12 protein-coding genes are annotated in these 21,299 nt (G+C 36.0%); 5 read left to right on the top strand and 7 right to left on the bottom strand.

The genetic code is table 11. The annotated features are described in order from the left end of the window. Positions 1 to 88 precede the first annotated feature (88 nt). The 5 genes from ggt to AAC069_RS06885 all read right to left on the bottom strand — a co-directional run bounded on the left by ggt (position 89) and on the right by AAC069_RS06885 (position 8,754). Positions 89 to 1,708 (bottom strand): gamma-glutamyltransferase, encoded by a 1,620-nt coding sequence (gene ggt / locus AAC069_RS06905; RefSeq protein WP_339919754.1) that lies wholly within the window; start codon positions 1,706 to 1,708, stop codon positions 89 to 91. An 81-nt stretch (positions 1,709 to 1,789) separates the two neighbouring features. Beyond that, positions 1,790 to 3,223 carry a SusD/RagB family nutrient-binding outer membrane lipoprotein gene (locus tag AAC069_RS06900; RefSeq protein WP_339919753.1) on the bottom strand — a complete coding sequence of 478 codons (1,434 nt, stop codon included), beginning with the start codon at positions 3,221 to 3,223 and terminating at the stop codon, positions 1,790 to 1,792. A gap of 10 nt (positions 3,224 to 3,233) precedes the next feature. Beyond that, a complete protein-coding gene (locus AAC069_RS06895) occupies positions 3,234 to 6,797 on the bottom strand; it encodes a SusC/RagA family TonB-linked outer membrane protein (protein WP_339919752.1) in 3,564 nt (1,187 codons plus the stop codon). A 160-nt stretch (positions 6,798 to 6,957) separates the two neighbouring features. Further along, a complete protein-coding gene (locus tag AAC069_RS06890; protein ID WP_339919751.1) occupies positions 6,958 to 8,055 on the bottom strand; it encodes a FecR family protein in 1,098 nt (365 codons plus the stop codon). A 90-nt stretch (positions 8,056 to 8,145) separates the two neighbouring features. Continuing rightward, entirely contained in the window at positions 8,146 to 8,754 is a 609-nt protein-coding gene (locus AAC069_RS06885; protein WP_339919750.1) for a sigma-70 family RNA polymerase sigma factor, read from the bottom strand. 550 nt (positions 8,755 to 9,304) lie between these two features. Between AAC069_RS06885 and AAC069_RS06880 the strand changes: the two genes are divergently transcribed. Further along, positions 9,305 to 10,588 carry an MFS transporter gene (locus AAC069_RS06880; RefSeq protein ID WP_339919749.1) on the top strand — a complete coding sequence of 428 codons (1,284 nt, stop codon included), beginning with the start codon at positions 9,305 to 9,307 and terminating at the stop codon, positions 10,586 to 10,588. A 14-nt stretch (positions 10,589 to 10,602) separates the two neighbouring features. Here the strand turns inward: AAC069_RS06880 and AAC069_RS06875 are convergent, their stop codons facing one another. After that, the gene (locus AAC069_RS06875) at positions 10,603 to 14,658 is read right to left on the bottom strand and encodes a T9SS type B sorting domain-containing protein (protein ID WP_339919748.1); all 4,056 of its coding nucleotides are present in this window, start codon (positions 14,656 to 14,658) and stop codon (positions 10,603 to 10,605) included. A gap of 167 nt (positions 14,659 to 14,825) precedes the next feature. Here AAC069_RS06875 and AAC069_RS06870 point away from each other — a divergent pair, with 167 nt between their 5' ends. The 4 genes from AAC069_RS06870 (at position 14,826) to AAC069_RS06855 (ending at position 20,673) form a co-directional block, all read left to right on the top strand. Continuing rightward, positions 14,826 to 17,015, top strand: a complete 2,190-nt coding sequence (locus tag AAC069_RS06870; protein WP_339919747.1) for a B12-binding domain-containing radical SAM protein — start codon at positions 14,826 to 14,828, stop codon at positions 17,013 to 17,015. A gap of 180 nt (positions 17,016 to 17,195) precedes the next feature. Then, a complete protein-coding gene (locus AAC069_RS06865; RefSeq protein WP_339919746.1) occupies positions 17,196 to 17,681 on the top strand; it encodes an acetyl-CoA carboxylase biotin carboxyl carrier protein subunit in 486 nt (161 codons plus the stop codon). Positions 17,682 to 17,685: 4 nt separating this feature from the next. Then, complete coding sequence (gene accC, locus AAC069_RS06860) at positions 17,686 to 19,128, top strand: acetyl-CoA carboxylase biotin carboxylase subunit (RefSeq protein WP_339919744.1); 1,443 nt, start codon at positions 17,686 to 17,688, stop codon at positions 19,126 to 19,128. Between the two features lie 3 nt (positions 19,129 to 19,131). Continuing rightward, positions 19,132 to 20,673: an acyl-CoA carboxylase subunit beta gene (locus AAC069_RS06855; protein ID WP_339919743.1), complete on the top strand. Its 1,542-nt coding sequence runs from the start codon at positions 19,132 to 19,134 to the stop codon at positions 20,671 to 20,673. Between the two features lie 134 nt (positions 20,674 to 20,807). Here the strand turns inward: AAC069_RS06855 and AAC069_RS06850 are convergent, their stop codons facing one another. Next, positions 20,808 to 21,242 (bottom strand): DUF4268 domain-containing protein, encoded by a 435-nt coding sequence (locus AAC069_RS06850; protein ID WP_339919741.1) that lies wholly within the window; start codon positions 21,240 to 21,242, stop codon positions 20,808 to 20,810. Positions 21,243 to 21,299: the final 57 nt, after the last annotated feature.

Below are 21,299 nucleotides of genomic sequence, written 5' to 3'. Positions count from 1 at the left end.
AGCTCAAGTTTTAGTATTTGTTCCCTATCCAGAGAAGTTAGCGGAATGCGAATACAGTCTGTTTGTAAAGTTTTGCAAGGACAATCAGCTAATACCCTGCTGCCGCACCGTCTTTTCTGCTTTCGGAGGCTCCGAAATATACCTTCCTTACTGCGTCGTACATAATCGCTTGATAACCGCCGTAATAACCGCCGAAACCAACCTTATGTCCCATCTGCATCAGTTTTCTTATTTCTTCAATATCAAAACCGCTTTCAAGGAGTATTTCTCCTTTTCCCAATGAAAGTTCGCCGGTAAAATCAGTTGAGCCAACATGTTCAAACCTTGGGGCGTCACCGGCTTCTTGCAAATTCATTCCAAAATCAATCATATTCATCAATACTTGAACATGACCCTGTGGCTGAAAATCGCCTCCCATAACACCAAAACTCATAAATGGTTGTCCTTTTTTAGTTACAAAACCTGGAATGATAGTATGAAAAGGTCTTTTTCCGGGGGCATATGAGTTTGCGGTTCCTTCTGCAAGGTTGAAACATTCACCCCTGTCCTGAAGCATAAAGCCCAATTGCGGTGGAACCATTCCAGATCCCATACCTCTATAATTGCTTTGAATCAAAGAAACCATATTGCCATCTTTATCAGCGACAGTTAAATAGACCGTACCGCTATTGCTTTCTTTGCCCGCTTGAAACTCGCCTGCACGGTTCGGATCAATTAAAGCCCTTCTTTTAGCAGCATAGTCTTTCGATAATAATTCGCTCACCTGAATTTTCATGTGATCTGAGTCAGCATAGTATTTAGCCCTGTCTTCAAAAACAAGTTTTTTGACTTCGTTTACGATATGCAAATGTTGAGCACTACCAAAAGGTATTTTGCTAAAGTCGTATGCTTCTATGATATTAAGCATTTGTAAAGTGGCGATTCCCTGGCCATTCGGCGGCAGTTCCCAGACGTCATAACCTCGGTAATTTGTTGATACGGGTTGAATCCAGTCTGAACGGTGCGTTGCGAAATCTTCATAAGCTAAAAATCCGCCTTGTTCTTGAATGAATTTAGCTGTTTCTCTGGCAATATCCCCTTTGTAAAAGGCGTCTCTACCTCCTTTGGCAATCTTTTTATAGGTATTGGCTAGAAATTGGTTCCTAATAATATCGCCTTTTTGTGGTAATTTACCATCTACAGTATAGGTTTCCTTTACATTAGGAAACTGTTTCATGTATTTACTTATGCTCATTTGCAGATAATAAGCAATTAATTCGGTGGTAGGAAAACCTTCTTCAGCATATTTTATACTTGGCTGCAGGATGTCCTGCATCGGTAGTTTACCAAACTTGCTATGCAATTCAAACCAACCATCGACGCAACCAGGAACCGATACCGGTAGAGGGCCGCTGGATGGAATTTTGGTGTAATTATTTTTAGTGAAATAATCTAGAGTCAGTGCCTTTGGAGATCGTCCGCTGGCATTCAAACCATAAAGTTTTTGAGTTTTTACATCCCAAACCATAGCAAATAGATCACCTCCAACACCGCTCCCTGTCGGTTCCATTAGACCCAGTGCAGCATTGACCGCAATTGCGGCGTCAACTGCCGTACCTCCTTTTTTTAAAATATCGATACCAACTTGCGTTGCTAATGGTTGGCTTGATGCCACCATTCCATGTTGACTAATAATCTCAGATCTACTGGCAAAGTTCCTACCAGTCAACCTGTCCTGAGCTTGCGTTAATGTGGTAAATAGCAATACTAGAGTAAAAAATAAGTTTTTCATTTGTATTTGTTTTTTTAATTAAAATACATCCCAAAATAATTTGGTTTCACTGATGTCACCACCGATTTTTGCGGAGGCATTACTGTAATTTGTTCCATTAAGTTGTTGTTCACTTGAAGGGTATTTTAATCTGTTGGGGTAGCCTGAAATAGGGTTGGCGGGTAATGTTAGCTTCGGGGAGTCTAATCTGCGAACTTCCAACCATCCTTCGAATGGTCGATTGTATAATGCGATCCATTTCTGGAAACCAATTTTTTGTTTCCAACCGCCTGTAGCTAAAGTATAAGCAACGTCATTTCTAAGTAAATAAGCATCTGCTTCTGCACTAGTACCACCCCAATAAATTATTGAAGCTTTTACCGCATTATTATAATGTGATTCAGCAGTTCCAGTTACTGTATAACCTCTTTCTTTTGCTTCAGCTCTATAAAATTCCATTTCAACATAGTCGATTAACATATTTGGTGCGCTAGGTGAGGCTACACGTGCACTTGGCTTAGACATTTTAGGATAATCATTTGGAGTACCCATTATTCCTCCAACATACTGACCAGTGCTATTAACACCGAAAAACCCTGGTTTTCGTGGATCTGATAAGTTATTTAATACATCCATTAAATCTTTTGCGGCTATGTAATCTGTACGATTTGCTAGAATTAATTGATCATATAATGGATTGTTATTTGGGACAGCGCTATAATATTTAATAAAAGCGTCGTTAGCTATAGAATTAATGGCAAACGGGTTCGCTTTTTCAAAAGCGGCTTTAGCATCTTGGTTGTCTACATCAGCTATCGTCATCGCCATTCGTACTTGAAGCGCGTTGGCAAAAGAAATCCACTTAGCTACAGAACCTTGAAAAAGAATGTCTTCTGAAGCTGTAAAGCCAGGGGCACTAGTACTCAATTTGGTTATATCGACCGCCAGTCTTCGCATCAAGTCCTCATTTATAGTTTTAGCGTCGTCATAGATGGGAAATAATAATTGGCTATCTAAGGACTGAGTATAAGGAATATTACCAAAAGTAGTCACTAAAATATTAAAAGTGTACACCTGCATGATGTCAATCATGGCCAATTGATTTGCTTTCTGAAGTGGGTTTAAAGTGGCGTCATTTGATATTATTCGAGCGCTTTCTTTTAAATCACTTAATACATCACGATACATTCTGGTCCACCAATTATCATTTATTACTCTTGTGATATAGTCAAAATTGGCCTCCTCTTGAATAACTGCCTGAGCCCAATGATTCACAAAATGACGAAAGACATTAACATTAACGCTCGCCGAGGCTAAACCATCTGATAATGTTTTTACTGAATTCGAGAATAAACTTCCAGGAGGAACTACACTTGCACGTTTAGTCTCTTCGTTAAAACTAGAAATGTCGCTTGTACAGGCACTGATTAATAATATGCCTAGTAATAATATTGGAATAATTATTTTTTTCATGATTCTTAGTTTATAATTTTACTTTGATATTTAGGCCAATAGTTCGAACTGTTGGATAGGAGCCACTTTGATATCCTTGAACATTACCTGATGACAAGTTCTCTTCAGGATCAGCATAGGGTACATTTTTATGGATTAGCCACAAATTTCTACCTGTCAATGAAAATTCAATATCATCTACAGATTTGATTTTCGTAATTATTTTTTTAGGTAGTGAATAGGAAACAGCTAATTCTCTTAGCTTAACAAAACTGCCATCATAAACAAAGTCAGATTGCGCCTGGTATGCACTGGTACCTGAAACAATAGTTACTCTTTTAGTATTTGGTTGTCCGTCTGCAGTTACCCCGGCTAAAATTACCCCTCCGCCATTAGCAACTGGATCACGTTTTGGATTCCCAAGATCATTTAGTCCAACGGTCTCGGGTAAAATACCTGACATTGTTCCATAATACATATCTAAAGAAAATAATTGACCTCCTTTTTTCACATCAATCAAGAAGCTTAAAGTCAAGTTTTTGTACCTAAAGCTGTTACTCAAGCCGCCGATCCAATCAGGATTTACATTTCCTATTACATTTGACGTAGTTGAGGTAAATTGATATAATCCGTTTGGTTTAATTAATCTTTCCCCATTTAGCATTTCATATGTTACCGACTGTAGCTCTCCGTAAGGTTTTCCTAGTGAAGCATTTAAAGTTACTCCTCCCTGGAAACTGCCCAATTGCAAGTTCTTGCTGTCATTATAAAGTGATAATACTTTATTCCTGTTTCTAGTAAAATTTACATTTACGTTCCATGAAAAATCGTTGGTTTTCACAGGAGTGGCATATAGTGAAATCTCAACACCTTTATTTTCAATGTCACCAGCATTGATGTATTTACTGGTATAACCGATTGCTGAACTGACGGCCACCGGAATAATTTGGTCTACAGTGTTGGTGTGGTAATAAGAGGCGTCAAAACCAAGCCTGTTGTTGAAAAATGACATTTCTAGACCAATTTCCTTACTGATGGTGTTCTCAGGTTTTAATTCGTTATTGTTTTTAGTGTTGGGTAACGAGAAGAGTAAGGTACTATCAAATGGATTTGGTTTGTCATAAACATCTTGCAGACTTCCCCAGGTGGCATCATTACCAACTGTAGCATAATTAACCCTAACTTTCCCCGACGATAACCACGGTAAGTTTTGCAAATGATGGAAAAACACGTAGCTTCCTGAAACAGCATAATAATTATATGCGTTTGCGTTTTGGGGTAAAGTCGAGGATTTATCTCTACGCAAGGTTCCGTCTAATAAAAGGTAATCTTTATAGCTGACTGTAACTCCACCAAATATTCCGTCAACTGCTTTCGGTTGATAGGATTCAATTGGAGCAGGAATAATACCTTTTGAATTAGAAATAGCATAAAGTTTAGGTACAACTAGTCCTCCTGAGGTTTGAGAAAAGACCGAGGATATCGTGTTTCTTCTCATATTCACACCTGCCAATCCGCTCAACGTAAAATCCTCATTTATTTTTTTGTTTGCTGTGGCTAGTAAATCATAGTTTGTCTCTTTATAATTTCTGTCGAAACGGGAATAAGATGATATCCTGGCGCTTCCAACTGCTATACGTTCCTCTTGGGCTTCAGTATATGTGTCTAAAGAGACTCTAGCCAAAAGGTCAAGCCAGTCAGTCGCTTTGTAAGAAAGAGAAACGTTCCCGATTACTCTGTTTCTAGTATCATTTTGGGAGTTTTCATAAACTACCCAGTAAGGGTTGTCGGTAAAACCGGGTGCCAAGTTTATCAGTTTAGTTGGATCAGCCCAATTCCAAGTTATATTTTTTCTATTTCTGAAGTAAGCTTCTTTCTGTTCTAAAACATCTACATTAGTCTGGTTAAAGTGACGGAAAGTACTGTTCACGTTCCTTCCGCTATCATATCCGGTTCCATATCTCCCTTTTCCATCAACTTGAGAATAATTTACTAAGCCGCCAACTACTAATTTACTGGTTAAGTTATAAGTGGCGCCCAGGTTTACAATATTTTTCAATACGCTACTATTTGGGAGGACCCCTCTTTCATCATTTCTTGTATATCCTATTTTAAAAGAACCCTTATCGGCCACCAATCCATCAATCATTATGTTATGATTAGTAGAAATAGCTGTTTCATAAAAATTTTCTGGTCCGTTTTTAGGAGCAATCCAAGGTTTTGCTTTTTGATAATTAGGGGATGCCGGATCAAATGACTCCCAGTCATATACCATTAAATTCGGGTCGTAACGTGGACCCCAGGAACGAGGAGCAAAAGTTGGAACAACTAGATCTTTAATCCCATCTGCATTGGCATCAAAAAATAAAAAGCCATCCTTATCTTGAGCGATTGAGCGGCCCGCACCGTATTCCTGTTGGTACTTTACGAATGTAGATTTGTCGATAGTTCCTACGGTGACCCCGCTATTTATTGAAACAGAAGTTCCTTTTGTGGGCCTTTTAGTTGTTATCATGATCACTCCATTAGCGGCTCGTGACCCGTAAAGCGCCGAGGCGGCTGCTCCTTTTAAGACATTAATAGACAGGATGTCATCTGGATTAATGTCGGCGGCTGCATTACCATAATCGTATCCACCTGCTCCAGATCTTTGCGATGCTGAATTTGTATTTGAATTATCTACAGGAACACCATCCACTACAAATAGTGCCTGATTGTTACCAGTTAAAGACTTGTTCCCTCTCACAACTACATTTACAGAACCCCCAACAGAATTACCCTGTGTGATTTGTAAACCAGATATTTTTCCAGAAAGTCCAGAAGCTATATTTCCCACGCGAGTTTTGTTGACATCATCGCCCGCTATTTGTTGGGCAGCATAGGGTAATGTGTTTTTTTTACGTTTAATTCCGAAAGCGGTAACTACTACATTATCAAGAGATTGTCCTTCTCCTTTCAAAACAATAGTAAGAAAATTGTTTCGTGCAACCACCTCTTTAGTTACCATGCCGATGTAAGAAATTACTAAAATGGATGAATTGTTTGGTACTTTGATTTCGAAACTACCGTCAATGCCAGTCTGTACTGATACCGAAGTTCCTTTAACGTAGATATTAGCACCTGGTAGCGTAAGTCCGTCTTCGCCCACTACCTTACCTTTGACTGTGATATCAGCCAATGGATTGGAGTTGGATTTAGTCGAATTTTCCAGTGGGATGCCAGAAAATATTTTCATTTCCATTTGAAGTACAATCTGGTTATTTACTTCAACATATTTAATATTAAGTGGATTCAAAATAGTCGAAAGCACACTTGACAACATTTCATCATGAGCGTTATAGCTTACTTTTTGATTCAGCTGACTTATTCTTGAATTGTACGAAAATTTCACATTCGCGGTCTTCTCCAGGATAGTCAAAGCATTATATAAACTCAAGTTTTCAATGCTGAAAGTAACTTTAGTGTCTAATTTCTTTTGACCTTTAACACTATTTGCCATAGTTACAGAGGAAAACACAAAGGCCAGCAGAAATTGAAACAGTGTTATTTTCATGATTCGGTGGAGTAATCGTTGTTTAACAACAGGTTTTTTCATAATTTTGGTTCGTTTTTGATTAGTACTTTTTATCAGGTATTATAGGGACAACACAGATTGCTTTTTACAGAAGGCAATTTGATTTCATTTAAGCGTCGAATGTGTTACAGCACATTTGGCGTTTTTTTATTTTTAAGTTATTATATAGGCATGTTAATTATTAATTGCAACCATCAGAGGTTATGATGATTTGGTTTCCATTCATTTCATAACTGGTATTATTTCCAAGACTTTTACAAATAATTTTTAATTTTTGAGGTAAGGGTTGGTCGTTTAATGACGTAGTTAGGTGGCAATTTTTTAATTTGCTTTCGGGGAAGTCTATGTCAACTAAATAAGCTTGTTCAATTGTTTTAAAGATTTGAGATACAGGGATGTCCGTGAAATCAAAACTCAGCTGTTCAATATTGTTTGTCGCATTAATTAGAGCTTCGTCCTTTGTAATATCAGTAATTTTATTAAAAGTTGAATTTTTACGAACAAATCGTAATGCTTGATTGGGTAACAAGACAATTTCTTCTTTCTTTGAGTTGGGAATTGATTTGTTAGATTGTATTTTTACTTTACCTGTACGAACGAGAACTTCAATGTTAGGCTGATTAACATAGGCTCTTATTCTAAAACTTGTACCTACTACTTTAGTTACAATTTCATTAGCAAAGACAAAAAAAGGTTTTTTCCGATTCTTACTGATTTCGAAAAAGGCTTCTCCAGAAAGATAAACTTTTCGTTCATTTCCAATAAAAATTTTAGGATAGCTCAACTTGCTATCAGGTTGTAATAAAACAGAACTACCATCAGATAAAGTTATTATTTGAGGGTTGTTAGAATTATTTGTTTGCTCTACTAGACCTTCATCATTTACAAGTTCATTGTAAATTTCTGTAGAATTATTGGGAATAAATAAATGGCTATAAGTCCATGAAGCGAGTAAACCAAAAACCAAAACTGCCGCAACAGACCTTAGCCAATTATTATTCCAAAGTTTAATTTCTTTCTTTTGAGTATTTTCATTCTTTTCAATTTTATTCCAAGTTGCTACTAGAGCCGTTTGCAATGCTGAAGAGGATAAATTATTTTCAGGAACCTTCATAGCAAAAATCCAAAGTCTGGCTTCTTCAACCAATTTGGCACGTATTGGATTTTCTAATGTCCATTCTTCCCAGTTCTCTAAATCTACATTTGTGCGTACCCAAGACTGGAATGATTCGTCAGTTAAAAAATCTTCTATTTCTGTATAATTGTTACGTTTTTGCATCTAAAAATAAGGTTACAAATACATAAAGGACAGTTTTAGTATTGTATACTCATTAAATTAAGATTTTTTTTAAATTTATTTAAGATAAATTTATAATATGTCATGTGAGAGCAGTACCAGTAAGGGAATCGTAGTATTCCACTCCTTGCGTAAGTTGAGTAATGCACGGTGCAATAAATTATTGGCCGATTGGTAATTTACATCGAGCATATCTGCAATTTGTTCAACGCTAAGACCTTGGTGATATCTTAGGTATAATGCTTCTTTTTGCCTCGATGGTAACAGATTAATGTATTTATTAAGTTGCTGCACTTTATCGGCAGTATTTTCGTCAATGATTAATTGATGTTCGATTGAGAAGTCAAATAAAAATTGAATAGAATCTGTAGATGTTGTATTTCTAAAAATATGGTCGCGTTCCTGAAGTCTAGCGATACGATTTCTCACACTTGATAATAGGTACGCTTTAACATTAGCATTTTCATTTAAAGAATTTTTATATAACCAGAGATCTGCAAATACATCTTGAATACAATCTTGCACTTTTTCAGCATGAGGTGAAAATGAATTACCGTAACGAATCAAATGTTCGTAATACTTTTCAAAAAGTACTGAAAAAGCTTTTTCATCACCTTTTTTTAGATTACTCCAAAGTGTTGAATCGTCGGTTGTACGGCAGTATGTAGAATTAATTTTCAATATTTACTATGGTTATAGGGTATTAAATTAATGTTAATATCATGTAATTTTACGGAGTTTAATATAGAAAAACAAGCAAAAGTTTTAAAATTATCTTAATTATTTTTTTTTGCTATTTTAAGATGGCTTTAATTATTTTAAAAATAATTTTAGTAGTAAAAGTTATTAATTGTTTTATTCTGGAGAAAAATAGTTTTTGATTGAAAGATTACTTACTTGAGAATCGGGAGTTAAATGTGTGATAACATGAAATTTGTAAAATTCATTAAGAAATCGGTTTTATAAATCACCTTTGTTTTCTAATAAAAGGATTCCTTTTATTAGTACTCCTTTTAGCCAGCGGAATGGTGATGTCAGATCAATGCAAAAATGAACTACAGTTACCGTTAAGTTAGTTCAAGACGATTTAGCAATTGAACTCATTTAAGATTTTATTATGTCTAAATATTTAGGCGCTATTGTACTAGAATTTAAACGTGTATTTACATCTTATTATATTTGCTGCTTCCAAAAATTTGCGTCAATTTTACAGAAATATTTTACCTTCCCTATGAAAGAGAGTTCAAATCCGAAAAAAGAAAATTCACTAAAACATGTTCTTTTTGGTAGTTTAATTGGAACAACAATTGAGTTTTTTGATTTCTATATTTATGCTAATGCGGCAGTGTTGGTATTTCCTCAATTATTTTTTCCTTCTTCAGATAGTACCAATTCCGTTTTGTTATCCTTAGCTACTTTTTCAATAGCCTTTTTATCAAGGCCGTTAGGCTCGGCGGTATTTGGTCATTACGGTGATAAGGTGGGGCGTAAAACGACCTTGGTAATTGCTTTGTTGACCATGGGGATTTCAACGGTAAGTATTGGGTTTTTACCTAGTTATGCGAGCATCGGAATTGCAGCTCCTCTATTATTAATGCTGTGCCGCTTTGGTCAGGGTGTTGGTTTGGGGGGCGAATGGGGTGGAGCTGTATTATTGGCCATCGAGAATGCTCCGCCTAATAAACGTGCCTGGTACGGAATGTTTCCGCAATTGGGAGCGCCAATAGGGTTATTACTTTCAGGTGGAACTTTCTTGATTTTAACAGATACGATGAGCGCAGAAGCTTTTCTTGATTATGGATGGAGAATTCCTTTTATAGCGAGTTCCTTATTAGTAGTAGTTGGTTTTTATATTCGATTAAAAATTACTGAAACTCCCGCTTTTGAAAATGCAAAAATAGAAAAGGAAGAAGTAAAAGTTCCTTTTTTTACTTTATTGAAATTTTATAAAAATCAGTTAATTTTCGGAACATTTGCAGCCATTACGACTTTCTTAGTTTTCTATCTAATGACGGTTTTTACGCTGAGTTGGGCAACATCAGATTTGGGATATTCCAAAAGAGATTTTTTATTAATGCAGTTATTTTCGGTCTTGTTTTTTGCGTTTTTTATTCCAGTTTCAGCTATACTTGCTGATCGCATAGGGCGGAGAAAAATGCTTATCTATGCTACAATTGCTATAGCTATTTTTGGTTTTGTATTTTCTTTCTTCCTAAATTCAGGAAGTTCTTTTCTAGTAACGTTTTTTTTATGCTTGGGAATGACTTTAATGGGTTTTACCTATGGCCCATTAGGAACTTTTCTGTCAGAATTATTTCCAACCAATGTTCGCTATTCGGGGACTTCATTAGCATTTAACATGGCAGGAATTATCGGAGCAGCATTTGCGCCTATGATTGCTATTTGGCTGGCGACACATTACAGTTTGACTTATGTTGGTTTTTATTTAAGTGCAGCTGCTTGCATCTCTTTGTTTTCGCTATTGATGATTAGTAAAGAGGAGCATAAGTTTTAATGAGCTATCGCTGATTATCGTTTCAACGTAAAATGTCCTTTATATATTTTTCCGTCTGCTCTAGTTACAGTAAACCAATAATCTGTTGAAGGAAGTTCATGACCGTTAAAAGTTCCATCCCAAGTCTGATTTTTATTTAATACGGTAATTAATTTGCCATAACGATCAAATAGTTTCACGGATAATCCAACTTCAGTATCTGAAAAATGAATGCTCCAAGTATCATTGTATCCATCACCGTTTGGTGTAAAGAATTTAGGATACATAAGGAGGTAGACTTTATCGGTTACGATTCCGCAGCCGTTTTTATCTTTGACATACGCCGTATAAGCACCGCTAATTAGATTTTGAAATTGATTATTGCTTTGGTAATGTATTCCGTCAATGGAATATTCATAATCGCCAGCACCGCTTACATATATGGTAATCATGTTATTTTTATCTGTCCAATCTAGAGTTTCAATCGAAGTGATCGTTGCAATAGTGGATTTTTTCACGCTAAATTTTTTCGAACTTAAGCAGGATATAGGACCGTAGTTTCTAGTTACTGTTACAGCGTATTCACCTGGGTTTACTATAGAGATTGAAGGAGTTGTCGCTCCTGTTGACCACAAAAAAGAATCTGTAGGTGCACCTGCGTTTATTGAAATAGTATTGTTTGCACAAATGGGTACAATATCTGCAATGGGAATAATTGGTTTAGCAACGACAGTCAGTTTTAATGTGGTAATCGCATAACAAGGCGTATTTGAATTGATGCGAACATAAATTATGTTGGCTCCTAAATTTAATCTGTAGCTCGAAGTGTTTGTAATTTTATTTGCTGATAATTCGTTTTCAGCACTAGCTATAGTGGAATAGTAAGATAACGTATAAGTAGGATTGCTCGAAATTATATTCGATTCATAGTTGTTTAAATTCACAGTTTCGGTGCCATCATTTAAATCGTCACAAAGTAATTCTTCATAATTGCTCGCAGGTAGAGTATTGATCAGTTCAATTGTTACTGCTAAGCGAGTAGTGCTTTCACAGCCATTTTCTGTTTGGGAAGCGTAATAAGTAATTCCATTTTGCAGAGGAGTAGTGGTTGGTAAAAGCAATCCATTAGTTGCGTTATCGTACCACCGTATAGCTGTTCCGGAAAGGATAATAGTAGCTAGGGTAGGGTTTTGACTACTGCAAAATGTTTGCGGACTATTGCCAGTTGGTGATGCGGTATTGACAATGTTAATTAAAACAGGAACGCTTTCGCTTTCACAGCTATTGATTGTTTGGGAAGCGTAATAGGTGGTGCCGTTTTGTAGAATTGTTGTATTTAATAAAAGAGTCCCGTTTGTTTGAGAATCATACCATTTTATGTTTTGTCCCGAAATAATAACAGCGGATAATGTTGCATTTTGTTGAATGCAGAAGGTTTGTGGGGAAGTAGCTATTGGTGAAGGTTGACTAGTAATAGTAACAGTTTGGTTTTGATTAATCGAATTTCCATTTCCATCATCATATTTCCAAACAACGGTGTACGTTCCAGGTAGATTATATGAAAGCGGACTTGTGGTCGTTGCTATAATTGTTCCGGCGCAGGTATCAGTTGCTGTTGGGAATGTTGTAATTGTGGTGTTGCAATCTCCACTTATTACAGGAAGAGTTGCAAGGTTAGGAATAGGAGCTTCAATATCACCAATGATTACATCAACTTTTTTTGTGTCATCACAACCTCCAGTTCCGGTAATACTACAGCTGTATTGACCGCTATTTAAAGCCGTTGCATTGGGGATTGTTGGATTTTGTAATGTAGAGGTGAATCCATTTGGACCAGTCCATAAATAATTTGTTCCACCTGAAGCAATCAATTTTAATTCGTTGCCGATGCAGATTGGGGAATTGCTTTCTACAGTTGGTATATCATAAATACTAGGTTCAAGAAATTTCATTAAGAAATAATTTTCAATTCCAAGAACATTAGATTGATAAGAATCTAAATCAGCAATGCCGTTATTAACTGAAGAAATCCCACTAGCAAAAATACCTTTATTATTGTCTAGTGCTATTTTCATCGGACTGTATGAGCTCCCTCCACCTATATATGTTCCCCAAATAAGGTCTGCTTCTTTGGTGAATTTTGCTATGTATCGTTCAAAATGTTTATTGTATCTATAAGAGCATAAATTGGTTAATTTTGGATAATCAAACCCAAAGTTTGTACCGCTAATAAATATTGAATTATTTTTATAAATGATGGAATAAACATGAGCTTGACCTAAAAAAGTTCCCCAAAGTCTATGTCCATTCTTATTTAATTTTGCAAAAAAACCTTTGTACGAAAATGAATTTGTACTTTCAAAACTTCCTACCGTTGTCATATTAAAATTGCTTGCTGTTTGTCCTCCAAGATAAATGTTATCTTCATCATCAACTTGAACAGCATATATTTCATCAATTTGTTCTCCTCCATAATAAGTAGCCCATATTCTTTCTCCATTTAGTGAAAATTTGTAAATAACTCCATCTGGATGGGTAATTGTATTGTGAAATTCCTGAAAGACTCCAGGTGTAGAAATATTGCTAAAACTACGTGTAGTACCTCCAATTATTAAGTAATTATTTTTGACCACTATGTCATTTAGGTCATCACGATTTTCACCTCCAACATAGGTACTCCAAATTAAATTACCTGAATCTCCAAATTTGGCTAGGTAACCATCTATAGTATTTGAACCAGATGGATCAATGTTCAAATTTGTTTGGAAGTTACTGTTAATAGCAATGCCAGTTGTACTTGTAGTTAGGCCAATAAGGAAGATGTTGTCGTTGTCATCAATATCAATATCATGACCTAAATCTTGGTATTCGCCTCCAAAATAAGTTGCCCAAATTCTAACACCTGCACTATTAAATTTAGCTAAAAATGCATCTGAGGAACCTGATAAATTAGGTTTATAGGATCCTGCAGTACTTATAGAAAATGGACTTTCGGTTGTTCCAGTTATTATGACATTATTCTGGGAATCTATTTTTACACCTTTTATGTCAGTATAATTTTGACCACCGTAATAAGTTCCCCATAATCGATTTCCATCGGGACTAAATTTCTCAATTATCCCATTTAAATAAGCAGAGGAAGGAGAGGATTGGTGAGCTCCTGCTGTAGCATAAGATGGGTTTAAGGAGCTACTGCTTCCAGATACGTATGCATTACCGAATGTGTCAGTACTTATGTCAGAAGGTTTAAGGGTAAAATATATATTTCTTTGGTCACCATAAAAAGTTCCCCAAAGTCTAATGGGAACGGGATCAATAATTAATTTTTTATCTGAGAACTCTTCGTTTGACTCAAAACCATAAACATTGTTCTTAATTTTTTTGTATCCAATAGCAATGTCTTTTTTACCTGTTTTATCTTCTGTCCAGCTCGCTGGTAAGGTTTCATCCATCTCGCCAAAACGAACACTCATTCGGATTTTATTGTCAATTAATTCTGTTTTGGCGCCATTAAATTTGAGCTGGATATCTGATATTTTTCCTTTTGGATGCACTATGAAATTGTATTCAACAGTTTTTAAAGAGTCAGATGGGATGGTGAAAACTACGTCAATATTAGGATAAATATTTTTGTATGTGATTTGTTTGAAGCTATGAACCCCTAGTATTCCTTTGGGATTGTTTGGAATGTTATAATAATTATCAAAATCTTTTGATTCTTGTTCTTTAATGAATTCAACATTAGAATTTGAATTTACAAAATCGATGTCAACTCGATGAAATACATACTCAAAATTATATTCGGGTTCTTTTTTTTCTTTTTCAGGAATCCGATATGTTGTTTTTTTGGAAGTTTGTAAAGGTAGTGCAGTCGTTTTTTTTACTTCATAAATATCATAGGAGAAGCCATTTTTTCTTAATTGTACATTTAATCCATTCGAATTCAACAGGAACTTTACTGCTGGGTTTGGCTTTCCCTTTTGGTCAATAATCTGGCCTTTGTTTTCAATAAAACCAGCTGATTTATTTTTGTATTGCGCAGATGAAGGAACAATAATTAATAAAAAAAGGAAGACTAATATGTGTTTCATTAGATTAATTTGACAATTGTAAATGTAATTAAATATCTACAAATCCTACAAACATTTAATTTAGATAGAGATTCGTTTTTGTAGTCAAATGTGGAATTCGAATTGTGAAGCATCTTTTCGTGGAAAGAACACAAATAACCCTTATTTTTGCAGAAAACTTATTTCTTTTGAAAACCAAATTATTTCTCATCACGCCTCCTTTTACACAATTGAACACACCTTATCCAGCAACTGCTTACATAAAGGGGTTTCTGAATACTAAAGACATTGATTCCGTTCAGGCGGATTTGGGGATTGAAGTGATTTTGAAATTGTTTTCGAAAGTGGGATTGTCGAATTTATTTAAAATTGCAACTTTAGATGAGGCTGTTTCAGATAATTCAAAACGAATTTATGTATTACAAGACGAGTATATCAAAACGATTGATGCGGTAATCCGTTTTCTGCAAGGGAAAAATCCAACCTTGGCGCTTCAAATCTGTCAGGAAGATTATTTGCCTGAAGCTTCCCGTTTTGCACAATTGGAAGAATTAGATTGGGCTTTTGGAAGTATGGGAACACAGGATAAAGCCAAGCATTTGGCTACCTTATATCTTGAAGATATCTCTGATTTTATCGTGGAATGCGTGGATGATAACTTTGGTTTCAGCCGGTATGCAGAGCGATTAGGACGAAGTGCTAATTCTTTTGATGAATTGTATGACGCTTTGCAGCAAGAACTAACTTATATTGATGAGGTATTACTTTCTATTCTAAAAGAACGAATAGAAGCTATTCAACCTACATTATTCTTGATTTCTATTCCCTTTCCGGGGAATTTATACAGTGCTTTTAGATCAGCTCAATGGGTTAAAAAACACCATCCCGAAATTAAAATTTCAGCGGGAGGTGGTTTCCCTAATACAGAACTTCGTTCGCTTTCGGATGCTCGAGTTTTTGAGTTTTTCGATTACATCACATTAGATGATGGCGAAGTGCCTATTGAGGAATTAATAGTCAATATTGAAAACCCGAATCACAACTCCTTCAAAAGAACTTTTCTTTTAGAAGATGGCAAAGTAGTTTACAAAAATAATTCCCTAAAACCAGATTACAAGCAAGCGCAAGTAGGTACACCAGATTATTCTGATTTGCCGTTGGATAAATACATTTCGGTTATCGAGATTGTAAACCCTATGCACCGCATGTGGAGCGACGGACGCTGGAATAAACTCACCATGGCGCATGGATGCTATTGGGGGAAATGTACTTTTTGTGATATTTCTCTGGATTACATTAAAATTTACGAGCCAGTTGCGGCTAGTTTACTTTGCGATCGCATGGAGCAAATGATGGAGCAAACCGGTGAAAATGGATTTCACTATGTGGATGAAGCAGCACCTCCAGCATTGATGAGGGCATTGGCACTGGAAATACTTCGAAGAAAATTATCAGTGACTTGGTGGACAAACATTCGATTCGAAAAAAGTTTCTCTAGAGATTTGTGTTTACTGTTAAAAGCTTCCGGCTGTATTGCCGTTTCTGGCGGACTCGAAGTAGCTTCAGATCGTTTGTTGAAATTGATAGACAAAGGGGTAACGGTGGAGCAAGTAGCCAAAGTTACTCGCAATTTTACCGAAGCAGGGATTATGGTGCATTCTTATCTAATGTATGGTTATCCAACACAAACAGTTCAGGAAACGATAGACAGTCTTGAAATGGTGCGTCAATTGTTTGAAGCAGGAGTATTGCAGTCTGGTTTTTGGCATCAATTTGCCATGACAGCACACAGTCCTGTAGGAATGCATCCAGAGAAATTTGGCGTTGTCAAAGAAACTGAAGTCATCGGAACTTTTGCTAATAACGACATCAACTATATTGATTCAACAGGAATCGACCATGACAAGTTTAGTTTTGGACTCAAAAAATCATTATTCAATTTCATGCATGGAATCTGTTTCGACTATGAATTGCAGGACTGGTTTGAATTTAAAATTCCGAAGACTAAAATTCCGGAAGACTATATTTTTAATGCTTTAGAAGTTGCAGAAGATTTTAAAATTAAATCCACAGCCAAAATTGTTTGGTTGGGAGGGAAGCCTTCTGTTGATCATTTTACCAAATCCAAAAAAGGAAATTCCTGGGAGATGATGACACTGACTTTTCACGATAAGAAAGAAAGTTTCACCATTCAGACGAATAAACAAGAAGGAGAATGGCTTGTGGCAATGTTATTGAAAGTTACTGTTTCAAACACCAAGACCTATTCATTTCTGGAAGTTAAAGCTGATTTTGAAACTAATCTAGAGGACTTTGAACTGTTTTGGTACTCAAAACCAATTAACACTTTAAGGGAGTTTGGGTTGTTGGTTCTTTAGTGGCTATACTAACTTTTTTTATAAAAGAGTTTTGATATAATTCGAAAAATTAAAAGAATGAGTCAAATTTATATTTTTAAAATATAGTCGTGTAACTATATCTTTTTAGCATAAATCTATCTTTTTATCTTACGAAAACGTTTTCTTTTACTTATTTTTACGACCATAAAAATTGCATTAATGAGTGATAGCTATAAAGTAAAAGTAAATGATTCTTTTCAATTTGATTTTGATAAGGAACAAGTTTCACGGCTTGACGCTGTAGATATGGATGTTAAAACGTTTCATGTATTACACGAAAACAAGCCCTACAAAGCGGAGATTCTCTCGGCTGATTTCAATCATAAAACCTATACCGTCAAAGTAAATAACAATAGTTATACTGTTGCTATTTCCAATGATTTAGATCAGCTTATCCATGAACTGGGATTTGAGGTAGGATTGACCAAGCAGGTCAATGCGATCAAAGCACCTATGCCGGGATTGATTTTAGAAATTAGTGTGGTAGTGGGTCAAACAGTAAAGGAAAACGACAGTTTGTTAATTCTGGAAGCCATGAAAATGGAAAATAGTTTTCTTTCTCCACGCGACGGAATTATCAAATCGATATCGGTAGGATTGGGAGATGCTGTGGATAAAGGGCAGTTATTAATTGAATTTGAATAAGCGTATGAAAAAGATATTAGTTGCCAATAGGGGAGAAATTGCCATTAGAGTAATGAAGACTGCCCAGAAAATGGGTATTAAAACAGTGGCTGTTTATTCAACAGTCGATAGAAATGCACCTCATGTCAAATTTGCTGATGAAGCTGTTTGGATTGGGGAATCACCTTCAAACCAGTCTTACTTATTAGGGGATAAAATTATTGAAGTAGCCAAGTCATTGGGCGTGGATGCTATTCATCCAGGATATGGGTTTTTGAGTGAAAATGCTGAATTTGCCGAAAAGGCCGAAAAAAACAATATCATTTTTATTGGGCCTAAATCAAAAGCCATTCATATAATGGGTAATAAGTTGGCCGCAAAAGAAGCTGTGAAAGTCTACAATATTCCAATGGTTCCTGGTCTTGACGAGGCAATTACAGATATTGAAAAAGCCAAGGAAGTTGCTAGTAAAATAGGGTTTCCTATTCTGATAAAAGCTGCCGCTGGAGGTGGAGGTAAAGGAATGCGAGTTGTTGAGAATGCGGAGGAATTTGAATCTCAAATGAAAAGAGCGATTAGCGAGGCTATAAATGCTTTTGGTGATGGTTCCGTTTTTATAGAAAAATATGTTGCTTCTCCTCGTCATATCGAAATACAAATCATGGCTGATAGTTATGGTAATATTTTATATTTATTCGAAAGAGAATGTAGTATTCAGCGTCGCCATCAAAAAGTAGTCGAAGAAGCTCCTTCTTCGGTTTTAACACCTGAGTTACGTAAAGAAATGGGTGAAGCTGCCGTTATGGTGGCTAAATCTTGTGATTATCTGGGAGCTGGAACTGTGGAATTTTTATTGGATGAAAACAATAATTTCTACTTCCTTGAAATGAATACTCGTTTGCAAGTGGAGCATCCAGTAACGGAGTTGATTACAGGTACTGATTTAGTTGAAATGCAAATAAAAGTGGCTCGTGGAGAGGCTTTAACGATAAAACAGGAAGACTTAGTGATTAAAGGTCATGCATTAGAACTACGTGTCTATGCTGAAGATCCTATGAATGATTTTCTTCCAAGTGTTGGACATTTAGATGTCTACCAATTGCCTGTTGGCGAAGGAATTCGCGTTGATAACGGTTTTGAGCAAGGAATGGATATTCCAATCTATTACGACCCGATGCTTGCCAAGCTGATTACGTATGGCGAAACCCGCGAAGAGGCAATCCAACTTATGATCAAAGCAATTGATGGATATTTGGTTGAAGGAGTACAAACTACTTTGCCTTTCGGGAAATTTGTTTGTGAACATGAGGCATTCCGTTCTGGTAATTTTGACACGCACTTTGTGAAAAAATATTATAGTGCAGACATGTTGAAAAACCAATTGGCACAAGAAGCTGAAATTGCCGCTATGATCGCTTTGAAACAATATTTTGAAGATCAAAAAATAGTACGATTACCAAATCAATAAATTATGGAGTCTAAAATAAAAGAATTAAACGATAAAATTGCTCAAGCCCATTTGGGTGGAGGTAAAAACAGAATTGCAAAACAACACCAAAAAAAGAAATTAACAGCAAGAGAGCGTGTTAACTATTTGATGGATGAAGGTTCTTTTGAAGAAATTGGAATATTGGTGACACACCGTACCACTGATTTTGGAATGGAGAAAGAAAAATATTATGGAGACGGTGTGATAACTGGATACGGAACCATTAACGGAAGATTAGTCTACGTTTTTGCTCAAGATTTCACCGTTTTTGGTGGCGCTTTGTCTGAAACACATGCCGAAAAAATCTGTAAAGTGATGGATATGGCAGTGAAAATGGGTGCGCCCATGATCGGACTAAACGATTCAGGTGGTGCTCGTATTCAAGAAGGTGTTCGTTCTTTGGGTGGCTATGCTGATATTTTTTATAGAAACGTACAAGCAAGTGGTGTTATTCCGCAAATATCTGCTATTATGGGCCCCTGCGCCGGTGGAGCGGTATATTCTCCTGCTATGACTGACTTTACCATGATGGTAGAAGATACCAGTTATATGTTTGTGACTGGGCCTAACGTAGTTAAAACGGTTACTAATGAAACCGTAACGTCTGAGGAACTGGGAGGAGCAAGTACACATTCCACTAAGTCTGGTGTGGCACATATTACTTCTGCAAATGATGTAGAATGTCTGGAAGATCTAAAACAATTGTTGAGCTATTTACCGCAAAGTAATAAAGAGACGACTGCAAAGCTGCCTTATGAACTAAATGATGAGGTACGCGAACAACTGGCAAGTATTATTCCTGATAATCCAAACAAGCCTTATGACATGCATAACGTTATTGCTGGGATTATTGATGAGGATTCTTTCTTCGAAGTTCATAAAAATTATGCCGAAAATATTATTGTAGGTTTTGCCAGATTAGGTGGAAGAAGCATTGGTATCGTGGCAAATCAGCCATTGTATTTAGCCGGAGTTTTGGATGTAAATAGTTCGATTAAAGCGGCACGATTTACTCGTTTTTGCGATTGTTTCAATATCCCTTTGTTAGTTTTGGTTGATGTACCTGGTTTCTTACCTGGAACAGATCAAGAGTGGCACGGAATTATTGTTCACGGTGCTAAATTACTTTATGCTTTAAGCGAAGCAACCGTACCTAGAATTACCGTTATTACGCGTAAAGCTTATGGTGGTGCTTATGATGTGATGAACTCGAAACACATTGGTGCCGACATGAATTATGCATGGCCAACTGCTGAAATTGCGGTGATGGGAGCAAAAGGTGCCTCAGAAATTATCTTTAAAAAAGAAATTAACGAAGCGGCAGATCCTGCAGCTAAATTATTAGAAAAAGAAGCAGAATATGCAAAGCTTTTTGCTAATCCATATACTGCAGCGCAAAGAGGTTTTGTGGATGAGGTTATCTTACCCCAAGATACACGCAGAAAATTAATTAAAGCATACAGTATGCTTGAGAATAAAGTTAGTGTTACTCCCAATAGAAAACACGGAAATATTCCGTTATAGTTTTTAATATATATCAGAAAAGCGATTGTTGAATAGAGGAAACTCTATTTAACAATCGCTTTTTTACTTGTAAGAATATATTATGAGTGCTATCGAAAGCACGAAAAAAAAACTAATAAAGCCAGTTTTTTCGACTATGCTATGTCTTTTATAAAATCATCATATTCAGAATAGAAAAGCTCTAAAGCAGTCATTTTCTCATTATAAAAAGCAAATATTTCGTCCCAGTAGTTTCTGTTACTAACACTTACTCCTAGTTTTTCAACCCAAATGCGACTGATTGTTTTTCCGTTTTCAAGAACGTAGTCTCTTTCAAATACTAAATCGGCTATGAATTCTTCAGCCAATATATTTTTTAAAGCTTCCAGCTTATCAAAATAAGCATTTCGGGTTTCATTATTTCGATGCTCAATATCAATTAAAACTTGGGCTTTTTTATTATCTACATAAAATTTAAAAGAGAAGTCTTTGATTTTGGTGTCATATAATACCCATTTTCGGGGAAATTTTTCTGCGAATGTGACCCAGAACTCTCTCTTTAATTTTTGAGTTTCTTCTTTGCTATACATTTTGATTGTTTGATTATTAGAAAATTTGCGCACTATTATTTTCTAGAGTACATTTAC

It is taken from the genome of uncultured Flavobacterium sp. (assembly GCF_963974175.1).
Classification (GTDB): Bacteria; Bacteroidota; Bacteroidia; order Flavobacteriales; family Flavobacteriaceae; genus Flavobacterium.
The sequence above is the reverse complement of the archived record's forward strand: the minus strand, read 5'-3'. Positions and strand labels throughout refer to the sequence as shown.